The organism is Bradyrhizobium sp. Ken51, from assembly GCF_055807435.1.
Genome location: NZ_JBVVPB010000022.1, coordinates 34,245 through 47,898 on the forward strand (window position 1 = coordinate 34,245; position 13,654 = coordinate 47,898).

9 protein-coding genes and 1 pseudogene are annotated in these 13,654 nt (G+C 59.7%); 2 read left to right on the forward strand and 8 right to left on the reverse strand.

Features of this window, described 5'->3' with window-relative positions; all coding sequences use genetic code 11:
• Window positions 1-307 precede the first annotated feature (307 nt).
• Window positions 308-571: a hypothetical protein gene (locus AC0L27_RS29500; RefSeq protein ID WP_473321258.1), complete on the reverse strand. Its 264-nt coding sequence runs from the start codon at window positions 569-571 to the stop codon at window positions 308-310.
• A 3,448-nt stretch (window positions 572-4,019) separates the two neighbouring features.
• Here AC0L27_RS29500 and AC0L27_RS29505 point away from each other — a divergent pair.
• A complete protein-coding gene (locus AC0L27_RS29505; RefSeq protein ID WP_473321260.1) occupies window positions 4,020-4,190 on the forward strand; it encodes a hypothetical protein in 171 nt (56 codons plus the stop codon).
• Window positions 4,191-6,288: 2,098 nt separating this feature from the next.
• Here the strand turns inward: AC0L27_RS29505 and AC0L27_RS29510 are convergent.
• From AC0L27_RS29510 to AC0L27_RS29520, 3 genes are all read right to left on the reverse strand, one after another.
• Complete coding sequence (locus tag AC0L27_RS29510) at window positions 6,289-6,522, reverse strand: DUF6894 family protein (RefSeq protein WP_009859344.1); 234 nt, start codon at window positions 6,520-6,522, stop codon at window positions 6,289-6,291.
• A gap of 108 nt (window positions 6,523-6,630) precedes the next feature.
• Window positions 6,631-8,574, reverse strand: a complete 1,944-nt coding sequence (gene nhaA, locus AC0L27_RS29515; protein ID WP_473321262.1) for a Na+/H+ antiporter NhaA — start codon at window positions 8,572-8,574, stop codon at window positions 6,631-6,633.
• A gap of 27 nt (window positions 8,575-8,601) precedes the next feature.
• Window positions 8,602-9,663 carry a two-component system sensor histidine kinase NtrB gene (locus AC0L27_RS29520; protein ID WP_473321264.1) on the reverse strand — a complete coding sequence of 354 codons (1,062 nt, stop codon included), beginning with the start codon at window positions 9,661-9,663 and terminating at the stop codon, window positions 8,602-8,604.
• A 935-nt stretch (window positions 9,664-10,598) separates the two neighbouring features.
• Here AC0L27_RS29520 and AC0L27_RS29525 point away from each other — a divergent pair.
• Window positions 10,599-10,865, forward strand: a pseudogene (locus tag AC0L27_RS29525) (UvrD-helicase domain-containing protein); the annotation flags it as partial.
• 233 nt (window positions 10,866-11,098) lie between these two features.
• On the opposite strand, the gene bfr reads toward AC0L27_RS29525, so the two are convergent.
• From bfr to AC0L27_RS29545, 4 genes are all read right to left on the reverse strand, one after another.
• The gene (gene bfr, locus AC0L27_RS29530) at window positions 11,099-11,587 is read right to left on the reverse strand and encodes a bacterioferritin (RefSeq protein WP_473321266.1); all 489 of its coding nucleotides are present in this window, start codon (window positions 11,585-11,587) and stop codon (window positions 11,099-11,101) included.
• A gap of 112 nt (window positions 11,588-11,699) precedes the next feature.
• Window positions 11,700-11,963 (reverse strand): (2Fe-2S)-binding protein, encoded by a 264-nt coding sequence (locus AC0L27_RS29535; RefSeq protein WP_473321347.1) that lies wholly within the window; start codon window positions 11,961-11,963, stop codon window positions 11,700-11,702.
• A 133-nt stretch (window positions 11,964-12,096) separates the two neighbouring features.
• A complete protein-coding gene (locus tag AC0L27_RS29540) occupies window positions 12,097-12,891 on the reverse strand; it encodes a caspase family protein (protein WP_473321269.1) in 795 nt (264 codons plus the stop codon).
• Window positions 12,892-13,090: 199 nt separating this feature from the next.
• Window positions 13,091-13,450: a hypothetical protein gene (locus AC0L27_RS29545; protein WP_473321272.1), complete on the reverse strand. Its 360-nt coding sequence runs from the start codon at window positions 13,448-13,450 to the stop codon at window positions 13,091-13,093.
• Window positions 13,451-13,654: the final 204 nt, after the last annotated feature.

Consider the following 13,654-nt stretch of genomic DNA (forward strand, 5'->3'; position numbering starts at 1 on the left):
TCGTTATCCCAAACCCTCGCAACAGGACCGGGATGCGCGCGTGAGCTTACCAATAAGCCTGTTTCACCGTTAGCTACTACGTCGTCACCGTCAGTGATGAGCTTCCGTTGATTCTTTGTTGCGATATCCTCTTTGGACCACTCGGCCAATTGAACATCCCGCATTCGGTGAATAACCAGCACTGAGCTCGATGAAATGCGCAAGGATAAGGCAGAAAACATACGCTCGCGCTGAACTCTTTTCAGCTTGCTCCAAGAACGACGTGCGAATGATCGAGGAACGCTATGATGTCTCAAATACATGTTGGCTAGCGGCAGCTCGAGGGAGCCGCGCACGGCCAAGCTTTGGCCTCACCGGGATGGAAGTAGTCATAGGTCGGATAGCCGCGGTACGAATTATCAGTAGGATAACCTCGCCGCACCGGATAGCGCACGTCCGTCGTCGCGGCTGGTACCGCCGCCTTGATCGACGTGCAATTGATCGGAGCAGCAGACGATTCGGCCGTTGCAGCCACCGCGATAGGAACAGCAATTGCGAGCGCAATCGCGAGGCCGCGGACTTGAATAGTCACGGTAGCTCCTGTTCGCTTTGAAGATGACTATCCACCACCCGACAAGAATGACCTTGCAACGCCGGAGAGGGAAATCACCTCTCGCCATAGAGTCGATAGACGATCGTTATTGCCGCCGCGCCACGTGATGCCCGAGCGAGGAATGCCACCAGCTGCATCTGCAGAGACTTGCCACCCTTGGCCCAATCGAGGTCGCGCGTGCCAACGCGCGTCGCCGTCCGAAGCAGATGAAGAGGATGCGGCAGGGCCATTGAAGGATAGGCTTATTGCCGAACTGACGGAGCACAGTACGAAAGTAATAACGTCGATTGGTGGATCGATCGCGCGGAAGTCGGCACTCGCTTCTGCTTCAAGGATACAAAGGCGAAAGAGTCATTCGCTGTCGCTTGTGACGACTTCGGTATTCCCTGCCAAGACGGCTAGCCCGCGCTTTGGAATTAGGCCCGCTGGTCACGGCGGCGGGCCCGGTGTGCCTAGGAGCCCGGGTCCTCACCCTCCAGATCCCGCTGCAGGTCCTACTTTTTCCGCTCGCGATGTTCGTACTTTTCACTACAGCGGGAATCGCCCCGGGTTACGAGATCAGTTTCTTGAAGGGGCGGATAACAGTGAAGCAGCGCGTATTCGTTTGTATATGGCGCGGGTGAGCGTACGCAGACGTTTGCGCCAACGGGTAGATCCACCAACTGCCCGTCCATAAGCATGTAGCTGCAGTTGTCCGTTTTCTTTGCCTTTTCTGCCGTACTGTCATCGGCCCAAGCTGCGCCCAGCGATGCAAGGGCGACGCCTGCGATTATCAGTGTACGCATCTCATTCCCTTTCCTGGACGCGCTTCCGGCCTTCGATCCGATGTGGCGAGTGGTACATGGTCAGGATAGGCGGACCTAAAGGCAAGCTCGGTGCGATGGCGCGCCTTAGCTTGCCCATTGGGCGATCTCCAGACCCGCGCAAATGATCATTCCCCACAAGGCGAAGCTAACCTGCAAGGCGATTGCCATTTTCGGTCTCCCGACGACGCCTGAGTCGCACGCACTCTGCAACCGGGGGTCTACGCGATCGGAACGGCGACTTTGGCCCTTACAGGAGGCGCGCGAGGTAGCTCGAACATTGGGTCCATGACGGGTCGAAGGCAAATCACCTCTCGCCATGGAGTCGATAGCCGATCGCTATCGGCAGAGACACGCTTGAGGCGCTCCGGTGGGCAGGCCTGGCCTTCGAGTACGAGGTGATAGCCCTGCAGCCATGAAAGAGCCCGCCAACTGAGGCGGCTTTATCGTGGGTTATGGCGCGCGATTAGCGGAAGCGGAAACTGAGCGCATCAAGGCCGACCGAGGCCGCGGTTCGCGGCGTAGCTGCTCAAGGAACGCGATTCGCCCCGGCCTTAGCCACCGCTTCGCGAGTTTGGAAACGAAGGCTGATTTAATTGAGGATCGGAGCGCGGGAGCCTCAAAGTGAAGATCGCAGGAACGGCTAAAAGGCTGCTCCTGCGACCGACGCCGCGAAGTTCCGCACGATCGGCACGGCACCCGCGGTGCTAGCACAGTGGCCCGCCAGCGTGAACCGGCCGGCCTTTTTGCCAGGATTCTGACGCGCAGGAATCCCGGTCTATACTCACGCGATGCCGGACGCCCCTGACGCCGAGACTCAATTGAGGGACATCTTCGAAAAGTACCCGACCCACGTCGAGCGCTATCGGGCAGCGAGTCGTGCATTCGCGATCAAGCCAGGGTCAATGCAGGAAACCGTGTTTCGCCTATGGTTTGACGAACGGCATGCAGAGTACGAGAAGGAGCAACGAAAATAAGGGGCGTCGCGGATGGCCAAGAAGCCCGCCCTATCGCTGAGGCGGGGCGGTGTGTGCTATAAGGGTAGACGACTGAGCCGCAGCAGAAGAGGTCTCCCGCAGCGCCTAGTCGAGATCGGGCTGAAGAAGAAATGACCGACGACTCACGAACCGGGCAAGTCATGCAGCGCCCAAAGTCGTTCCCCTCCTTTGCTCCCCAAATAGCAAAAACCGGACGTTGGTTTGTGGCTGTGAAAACTGGTGTTGGTCCCACATTGCCGACTTCGCGACGGAAGCGGATGCCATGAACTGGATTTCGAACAAATCGGAATACTGGCCCGGCGGACCGAGAAACGGAATCCAAAAGAGACTAGCCTAGCAGAACCTCCCTCTCGGCCAGACGCAATTCACGGGGCTGGTGGAGATCGGGCGAAGGCAGAAAAATGAGTCAGGTGCTAGACGAACTAAAAAAGCAAGCCGAAGACGCGGAAACGAAAGCCCTCGCGCTTCCGCAGAATCCCGAGCGCGACCAGTTGCTCTGCGATCTCGCCAACTTCCGCGCGACGCTCGCAAAGCTGAGTCACGAACGTGAAATGGATCAAGGCTAGGGTGGCTGTCCAGGCCGAGGTGCGACCAAGATGGCGTGGAATTTCCCCGTTATCCACAGTCTCTAGGCTGCCGCAACTTGACAACAGCGCTTGAATTGGCCCTGAGCGGGAGTAACCTTCGTCTTTTCCGATTGGGTTTCTTGCGGGGGAAATTCAATGGACAAGATCGAGCGAGCTTTCGTGCTTATTGCACTCACGGGCTTTTACGGCACGATCGCCGGGGTGACGTGGCTGATCGTCGGCTAAGAATGCCTACCGCAAAAAGAAGGGCCCGGTGTATAGGAGCCGACATCAAGCTATTCGGACGCTGATGCGGCGAGCGTTAAAGGTTAAAAATAGATGCCACCCCGGGCGAGCCATCTGCCGACCAGCCCGGAGCGAGATGCGTTGCAGAAGCTGCGCGCGGGACGTGAGCTAACGCCGAGAGCTCTTGAGCCTACCGGCAAGCGCACCGTCTTAAATATGTCTCCAAGGGCTGGATCGAGCGCGGGAGCACGGCCGCGAAGTATCGGATCACAACGACGGGTCTCGCCGCCTTGCTCGTCAAGATACCCTAGAGCGGGAAACCTGACTTCTATTTATTCAGGCAGGAACCATCCTGCGCTCCCCCCATTACTGCAAGTTGCTTCAGGCCTTCCCCCGGGGGCTTGGAGCTCCAACAGCGGCCTCCGCGTGCCCCCGCGGGGGTCGTTTTGCTGCGAGGCACCAATGGACGAGGCCGGCGGGTCGTGTTTGCGCTAAGTGCGACGCTGCTGCATATTTTCCCAAGTTGCGGCAATTTACGCGCGCGACCTATTGATCTCGCGCAGTGGTTGAAGTTCAGTGCGCCGTGTTGTTTTTGGCTGGAGGGCTTTTTCAAATGCGTTATTTTGGAATCGTGGCGCTTGGCGCCGCGTTGGCTGGCTGTGCGTCAGCATCGTCAGATATCGCGCCGTCGTACGTTTCGCCGGTCGTGTACCAATCCTACAACTGCTAGCAGCTGGGGCTTGTGGCTCAGGGTATTCCGCAGCCAGCGGCCGGCCTTTCCGGCGCCTAAGGCAGCCAGCGGACGAAAGACGGCTTGGTCACGGCGGCTGCTACCGTGGTGTTCTGGCCAGCCGCATTTTTTGTCGGCGGTGACAAACACACTGCCGCGGAGCTCGCCAACATGAAAGGCCAAATGGTCGTGATCGAGCAGGCGAGCGTTCAGAAGAAATGCAACATCCAATTCCAAGGGAAGCCGCCGGCGTGAGCGGGGGCGCCGATTGTGGGAAGGCCGCAGGCGCCGGAAGGCGTGTCCTGCGGCCCCAGGGCCTGCGCCCAAAGGCGGTCCGCATCGGTCTTGGTGTCGAGACACGTCACGCCGTCCTCGTCACCTACCGGGCTGTTCAGGCTGTAATCGCCGTATACCCGAGGTCGATGCCGCTGATCAGCCAAGAATTCGTCTACACGCGCTCTCGCGTCACTCAACCTGAGGCGCCCCTCCGCTATCGCAACAAGCATCCGAGACATGACGTCTCCGCGCTCGTACTTAGAAAGATGGGCGGTAGCTCGCCGTACCGCTTCGTAGGCATCTTCACCCTCGTTTCGGGTCAATGACGCCGCAGCAAACCGACGCCTGGCCCTCTGAGCAGCGCTCCGCTTTGCGAACGCATTCTGATCGGAGAGGTCACGCAGCCGAGTACCCAGGTTGGGAGTCGCCCTCATGAAATTCCTCATCGTTTGCTGCATTTGCGACGTTAGACTCGAACTCAGCGTTCCGCCCTCATGAAGCACTGAGATGGAAGATCTCACCTGTTCTGCGCTGGGCATAAGCAGTTGACGAGGGGTCTTCATACAATCCTTGCAGCGTCTGACGAGGTAACCCAGATGCTGCTCATAAAATGTACTGTCCATCGTCCTGATATGGCCGTTCTTGCATCTTTCCGCTGTTCGGCGATTGTCAGCCGACCGCTGTATCGCGAGCCACCACGTTACGGTTACTCGGACTTGCGCCGCGGCTTGTTCATTGGCCTTGGCAAGCCGCCTCGCCTCGTCAGCCCACTCGGGGTGCAGCTCGCAATGCTTCCTGAAACGCTGAGGGTGACCAATGCAGGGCCGCATCGCTTGTCGCCATACGTGATCCTTCGAAGCGTCTCCCCTGCGTTGAGCCGCTGCATGAACTCGCCGGCAAGCTCGGGTGTCATTCCGGGAGGGACGTTCATCCACTTCCGTCTGGCCGCGCTACGCTCCTCATGCGAACGATAGCACCTACATGCGATGGACGTTCTAGCTCGACCCTACTGGTTCCGAGACCTGTCGGCTTCAAGATGTGATGGTCCGCCAGATGTGATGCGCGAACGGCAATCTCGATTCGACCGTTTCACAGAAGCACGACGGCGAGCAAATACACGCCGACCAGCAACGTGAGACTGCTAACAGTAATCGTGAGATAGATCTGTTGCATTGCGACCTCCCGGAACCGGCGCCATTCAGTGTTTGTGATTCAGGAGCCTCTTCTTACCGGTCGTTGCTATCCATAATTGGGACCCTTCAGTGATCGGAAGCGAGCCGAGAAAAGGCCGACGGGCGCTACGCCGCCGACCTCTTCTTGCAACTGCCGGCTCGCGGGTCCGGTTCCGTTGCGACTCTCGGCACTGAGCCGTTGGACTCACTGCTATCTCAGAACGATTTCTTAGGCCATGGCACGCTTGTATCGCGTTATCGTGCTGAGGGAGGATCGCATTCCACAATCGGAATGGTCTGATCATACGTTGGTCTAATTCTAGCCTGCGATGAGCAGTATCGGCATTGAAAAGCTCAGTGTCTTCGGTTTAATGGCTGTTGGGTAAAATGGGAGGTTGCTCCAGCTTATCCTAAGCGCGTGCATCCTAAATGCCGTGCTCGGCGACAGGAGTTCGTGTGCTTTCCTGCATTTCTCAGGATCACCGCCCGCACAATGTGCGTGTCGGCTGTCATGGCGGCGAGTTGCGCTATTCCCCGAGAGATCGCAGATGCGGTTCGCTGATGAGATGTCGCTGTCCCGAGTAGCGAGCCTCTAACACATCAGCCTCGGCCACTCGAGGGCCTCCCGCCGTCCTTGGGGCCGATGTTTTGTGCGGCTATGTCTTGTTTTCCACTTCGGCACGCCGCACGCGCTCGATGATCAATTATTGTGCAAGACGTCCGAGAAGTCACATAGTTCGGTAGCAACTTGACAAGCTCGCGATGCCGGTCTCAAGCGCTTCCCACCCGATCCGGCGCCGTTCCGTCGGGCCTGACGGAGGCGGCCGGTAAGGTGTGCACTTTGTTGACCCGACCCCGACGAGGCTGACGAGTCGCGGGCCTCCAGCCGTCTGATATATGCGCCCTCAATTCGGCTTGCCGAGCACGGAGGTGAAGGGCACTACGAAGAGCTCATCGCCGCTGTCGTCGCTGACATGCAGGACCCAGTCACGCCAATCCTCGAGACTTCGCTCGCGGGTTAAGGATTGGACGACACGGGTTGCGTGATCGCGTGCCTCAGCAAGATCGTCCACCACAGCGCCGCGGCGATCGACGAAAACCGTCTTCGTGTTCGAACAGTGAAAATATACCTGAGTCATGGTCAACCTCCTTCAAATGTGACGGTTCGCTGCGATACCTCAGCGCGTTGGTGGCCTCGACGGCGGGATACGACCGACGGAATCGATGATGTCTCGCGGAGTTGGACGTCAGCGACTGCGACTCTCATTTCCGTGGGTAGAATCATCCAAAAATATCCGCGATTCCGCATAAGCACCCGCGGAGTTCGACACTTGCATGCCGGTGCTCTGCCGCGCCTCTTCGATAAGCTCTTGGCGCGGAGCTCCCCAGAGCAGGGCAATCCCAACGACGGCGGAAAGAATTGACGCAGCGAACACGGCAATCTTGGCGGCTGAGAAGTCAGTGGCGCTTGGAAACGCTTGCCCGGCGATGAACAGCGACATCGTGAAGCCGATCCCAGCCAGGGATCCCGCCCCGGCCAACTGCCGCCACGTGTACTCCGCCGGCTTCACGGCTATGTCGGCGCGCACGGCCGCAGCGGCCGCGAGGAAGATGCCGACCGGCTTTCCTATGGTGAGGCCCGCAATGATCGCGGCCATGAGCCAGTTATGCCCAACGAAGACGCCGGGGTTGATTGCCACACTCGCATTCGCCAGTGCGAAGATCGGGAGCACTGCGTAGCTCGACCGCGCGCCGGCGTGTCGCAGCAGCCGGTCGGCGGGGGATTCAAGTCGGTCGTAGATCGCTTCGAGCGCGTGCAGCGCCGGGGTGGAGGGGCCGTGCCTGAGAACCTCGCCCTCGTGTTGGGCCTCGGAGGCAATGATCGTGCTGGCCTGCGTGGTCAGGGTAGCCAGGTTGGCAGGCGGGCGCGTCGGAACGAATAGCGCCAGTACCACGCCAGCCACCGTCGCGTGGAGGCCGCCCGCGTAGACGAACGCCCACAACGCGACGCCTAAGAGAGCATAAGGCGAGAGAAGGTAGACTTTCGACCGGCTCAGCAGCGCCAGCGCGAGGACCACGGCCGCGGCCGCGGCCAAGTAGCCCAGTTGGATATCGCCGGAGTAGAACACGGCGACGACGACGATCGCACCGATGTCGTCAACGATGGCCGCCGCGGTAAGGAAGATCCGCAGCCCAACAGGAACGCGGGCGCCCATCACGGCGATCAAGGCAATCGCGAACGCAGTGTCGGTCGCCATCGGAATGCCCCACCCGTGCGACCACGGCCCCGCAGGGATGACCAGCGCATAGAGAAGCGCCGGCACGACCATCCCGCCGAGCGCGGCGGCGATCGGAAGCGCCGCGGAGCGGCGGCTTGCGAGGTGGCCAACTGTCATCTCACGCTTCACTTCCAACCCCACGACGAGGAAGAACACCGTCAGCAGGCCGTCGTTGACCCAACGGAGGATGGGCATCTGAAAGGCCGCCTCACCCAAGCTCACGCCCAACTCCTGGCGCCAGAGCGCCTCGAATGCCGGCCGGATCGGCGAGTTCGTCAAGACGATGGCCGTCAAGGTCGCGAGAACTAGCAAAATGCCGGCGGACGGGCCCCAGCTCGCGAACTCCAGGGCTGCCGTACGGACGCGGTGGCCAAGCGTGCCAAGCATCGCGTCGACGAGAGAGCTCTCGTCCCAGGGTCCGTCATAGCGTCGACGGTTGATGTAGAAGGTTGGCGTGATTCTCACCCCGCTTGCGCGTGCGCTTGCGACGTCCGCCTCCACCCTCGCCCTCGCGCGCCGTAAGGCGTCGCTGTTGCCAAGCGAGAAATCGGCGCTCACACCGAGGTCCGCGGCCACCGCGACGAGGTCGTCCTCTGTGAGCTGCATCGACCTCGTCATCAGCTTGATGTGCGCGGACCAGAACGCCTCGGGCGTCTGAGCATGCTCAGCGAGCTCGGCGGCCCGAAAGGAAATGCTGTTGTCCGCGAGCGGCTTGTGGCGGAAGGCATAGCAGACGCGGTTGCCAAGTTGGTCGCGTGCTTGCGCGATGCGCTCGTTGGCAGCCCTGCAGTGCGGACAGGCGTAGCTGCCGTACTCGACGAGCGAGATCTCAGCATCCACGGCGCCGAGCACGTGGTCCGTCTCTTGGTCGACCGGACGGTCGAGACGGCGCGGGGGGATCATGAGCTGCATCACTGAACGGTCGGGTGTTCGCGCCGGCTACGACGTCGGCGCAGCTGTCGCCGGTTTGATGACGTGGAATACACCGCCGTCAGGTGACGGCGTGTAGGCTATTTTCGTGCCGACGATGCTGCTGGGGAGCCCAGCCGCGTGTACGCGCGGGAGGAAGAGGCGCACCAAGGTGCCTAATCCCTGCTTGCTCTCTATACTGATCGCGCCGCCGCGGCCTTCGGCGAAGCGCTGGACCTGGGGGAGCCCGAGACCGGTGCCGCTGTCCATGGGTTTTGTGGAGAAATACGGGGTGAATGCCTGCGAAAGGACCTCCTCAGGCATGCCCTCCCCGTCGTCGGCGACGATGATCTCAACGAATGCCGCGGCCCCACCGGAGGAAGGTTCGACGTTCCGCGCCGCGACGGTGATCACGCCGAGGTCCGGCATGGCATCGGCCGAGTTTCGACAGAGATTCAGCAGCGCAAAGTACAGTTCTTCCGGATCAGCGTTGAAGTTCCATAAATCAGAGGCAATCTCGGTGCGCACCGTGATATCCGAACGCAACGCCCGGTCAAGCGTGCCCGCTATTGCTGTGAGGCGACTGCCTGAGACGAACTCATCGGTCGACTTGGGGCGCGGTCGCGCAGCGTCGAGGAGCTGCCGGGAAAGCAACGCGCCTCTCGTGATCGCCTCCTGCATTTTGTCGGCGGTGGCCTTTCGGTGCGCGGCTTCGCTCTGGCACTCCAGCAGCTGCAGTCCGCTCCCGATAACGGCGAGAAGGTTATTGATGTCGTGGAGGAACTGCTTCAGGTCCGCTGCCCTCACCCCTGCCCGCTCGCCGGCCGCGACCGCCCCTCCGGTGTCGGGCCGCGGACTGGTGCGGCACAAAATTCCCGAGATCTTGCCGTCGGACCCGACGAGCGGGATCTCAACGTACCTGGACGCGATGAGGCCGCTACCGTCATTGCGTGCGCCCCGCACGCTTGCGTTGCTCGCACGCTGCACTCCAAGCGCAAGCCCGGCGCGGTCCCTGAGCACGACGACATCCTCCAGCGGCGGGCTTTCGACCGCGCCGGGGAATGAAACGCCGGTTGTCTCTTTGATCTGCATGTCGGACCTCCTGGCTTGCGACTGTTCAACGGAAGGCCGATTTCGGCTCTTACCCGAGGGCCGGCGACCATGGGTCGAAGATTGAGTCCATGTCGGTCAAAAGGAAAATCACCTCTTGCCATGGAGTCGATAGCCGACCGTTATCGGCTCGAGAGAGACGCTTGGCGCCACCGCGGGCGCGCAGCGCTGCCCTCTGCACCGCCTCGCCCGACCAGAACTCTCGGCCACCGAAAAGGTGTTCCACGTGCCTATCTGGATAAGCCTAAAGCGGTTATCGAGACGATCATAGCTTTACCGGTCCATTCCATGGCAATGACATTGGTGCCGCGAGCGCGGTCGTGAGGCCGAAGCGCCGCCGTACACCCGCCGCAATTAGAATTGGGAGTATAGCCATGCGCAAGCATCGCAGGACAGCCTGCCCTTGAACTCGAGCCCTACTGGATCGAAGCTCGGGGAAAGGAACGTTCGCCCCTCACGAGGAACTCGCCGCGCGCCACAGGCTTCTCTCTTCTTTCGCTGTTGGTGCAGTGGCTACCACTCGCACCGATTTCCAATTCTCCAGGGATTGGCTCACGATCCCCGCAAATGAGGACCTCGGAAACGCCGCAGTCCAGACTGCATCGAGGGGGCCTACGTCAATGCGCGCGACAAGTTGCCCTTCGACCAGTAGCGCTACGGCCCCGGACCCGTTGCCCACGAGGGCCATTCGTCGCGGGGAGTCCTTACCACCACCATGGCCCACTACCGCACCGGTGGCACACCGCGATTCGTTGTCATCGGACGCAGATCACTCCTTCGCGGAGCGTTAAGGCTAGCGGAGCGTTGTCCTCCAGCGTAGGCTTCCAATTCTCTCTGAAGGAGCCGAGCCTGCCGACAGCCGCAACAAATCTTGGTGAACTCAATCCCGAGCAGCGCCGTGGAGCAAAGCCAACACGCTAGCTCGTCGTGTCGCACACCTTATTGTCAACGGCGCGGATCCGAGCCGAAGACTCCCAATGACCTTCTCGCGACAAGCGGCTACAGAGATGGCCGACCAAGTTCACGTCTTGTCGGTTAGCTCGGGAAGCAATCCATCGCTCTTGAGCGTAGCGATAGTCGGAACTGTCCACGCCATCCCCTGTCTTTTGCGAGAATGTGACGAGCGGATACCGTTCGATCCCACCTTCACCATCTATGACCGAAAGACTCGGCCGACCCGATGAATTTGGTCCGGCTGAGCAGCGATTTTCCACCACTGAGTGCCAATGGCACTTGCCTCGCCATGAACTCACGTTCCGTGAACGCGGAAACGTCACGGAGGGGACCCTGGACCGGTTCTCTCCTTGCTCCGCCAGTAGAACCAGTGAGCTGAAGCAACCGCTCGCAGCCTACGCGGAGGCAAAGCAGGCGCAGAACGCGAACTTAGGACTGGCAGAAGGGAATATCGACGTAAATTTCAGTGCTCTTCGCTCTTGAGCTCACCGACATGATTCTGGGTGTAAAGCTCGATCCCGATCCGGTTGATCAAATCAAGCTGCGTCTCGAGGAAATCGATGTGGTGTTCCTCGTCCGTCATCAGGTTCTCGAACAAGTCGCGGGTGACATAATCCTTCACGGAATGACAATGCGTCGCCGCCTCTTGGTACAGCGCACGCGCGCTCATCTCGGCGGCGAGATCGCACTCGATGATTTCGTTGACGTTCTGGCCGATCCGCAAGGGATCGAGTATCTGCATGTTGGGAAAGCCCTCTAGGAATATTACACGGTCGGTGATGCGATCGGCGTGCTGCATCTCCTCGATTGATTCCTTGCGCCAGACCTTGGCCATCGCCGAGAGGCCCCAATTGGCCAGCAGCCGGTAGTGCAGCCAGTACTGGTTGATGGCAGTGAGCTCGTGACGCAATCCCTTGTTCAGATACTCGATGACTTTGGGGTCGCCCTGCATGATGAACTCCAACAGTTGAGGCGGGTCTGGAGCCTAGGAGTTTAGAATGCTTCTGGCAAAAAACAAGCAAGCAGGCATTCCAAGCGCGAACCGAGCGGCAAATCCACCGAAGTCAGGGCGCTGCGGACGCGACTTTGGGCTCATCCCCCGCGTCATCCATGATCTGGCTATGCGGGCAGCCGGCCTGACAGGCTAGCGCACATTCCCTGTATGCCTCGTTGATGATCGTCTTGATGGTGCGGGCGCAGCGGCCGCATTCAGCGCTACAACCAAGGCAGTCATAGATCTGCTTGGCATTGCGCGGCGCGTCATCGGCCGTGTTGACGGCGTGGCGAACATCGTGGTCGCTTAGGACATTGCAGGAGCAGACGATCATGAAGCGCAAGAGACCTCCGGTGATGCGGCGTCGTCGATACGGGACGGCGTCGGAGCGCGTTGAAGGTCCCAAACAACGCGGAGATGAGTGAATGGTGCACTCCAGGAAAAGTGAGCCCTTTGATCCTTAGATCTCAGCAGAACTCTGTTTGATGACTCGCGGCGGCGGCCAGCTGCGGAGCTGACAGAGCACACGGCAGCGCGCCGTTGCGTATCGGCGAAAGGTTAATGTTGTCGGTCAGCGTAGACGACACAGCTGGAATCTGTTGGCCCTGGGTAGCAGCCACCACGGCGTTTCGCGTGTTGTTGAAGACCTCCTCGATTCCTTTCGAAGACCCGATGCGCTCAAGAAGAGCGGTCATCAGCTGGCTATGTAGTTCGTCCATGTCTTCGACGACTTGGCCAGGCGCCGCTGAGCTCAGGATGAGCGCGTTTTCACTCGTTTGGAAAGGCGCAAGTCCGTGTGAGTAATTCCTGAAGCGTCGCTCGTAGGGGTTGCGCCGCGAGGCCTCAATCACTACGAGCCGTACGCGTGCTCCGGAAGTCTTGAGTTGCGAAAGCAGGCGGTCAATACTTACGCCTTGTCGGCGGACATCTTCTTCAGTCCAGATCTTCGCATCGACCGGAATCAGATAATTCTGTCCGTCAGATTGGACACCGTAACCTCCGAAATACACTAAAACAATTGAGTTCAAATGTACTTTTGCCGTTAGACGGTCAATTGCGCGGGTAATGTCGGGACGCGCCGCATTGTCAACGGCGTCGACCAGAAAACCGTCGTTGCGAAGAGCATTTGTCAAACCTTCCGCATCGCGTGTCATTTGAGAAAGAGGAGAGTCGGCATCGGGATAGGTTGAATTGCCAATCACTAGAGCTAGCCGATTAGTACCGAAGGGGGCAGACTCACCCGACCCAATGGGCGCGCTCATAGACCGAGGCGTCTCCAACCGCATTGTCCTGTCGAGGCCGGTTGAGAACAAGCCGAGCAGGACTGCGATGCCGACTAGTATTCTGGGAAATGTCATTGCATTACGGTCTCCAGTTCACCGAGGAAATGCTCCTTTGCGTAAGACTTGGCGTTAACAGCATTCGCGCACTCGCACCCCGTCGCGTGCCCCGTCGCGTCCTTCAATTGCGGCGCGCGGTCCAGTAGCCCGAGCATCGTGCCATTCCTGAGTGGCCGCTCCAGGTCCCCCGACCGGACGTTGCGAACAATTTGCCCGCACCGGCGGCAACTTTGTCTTGGACCGTTACCGAAGCGCGAACCGCGCCGGACCTTGCGACGTAACCTTGAAATTTTACGAGATTGGGATGCGTGACAATTCCGTTGGTCACATCGACAGTAAAGCTGTAACTGGAATCGCAGGTTCCCCTTTGCGTCACGAAGACGAGGTCCCAAGAGCCGTCGTAGGCCGAGCGCCCATATGCTGCCGGTGCAAATGCAATGAAACAGCTTGTGGCTGTGATCATAAGCGAACGTTTTGTCATGATAGTTCTCCTATCTAGTTAGCAAGAGTTTGGCTCGATCGTCCAGTAGTGGCGGGCATTCGCCCGGAACCGGTACGGTCTCGGATCAAAGCCATTGGGACGCTGGCGTGGAGAGCGCTTTTCAGCTACCACGCCATGCGTACCCAGCCATTTAGGGCCAGGCTCAAGCATATAATGACGTTCGGTCCGAAAGGGGTCACAGGC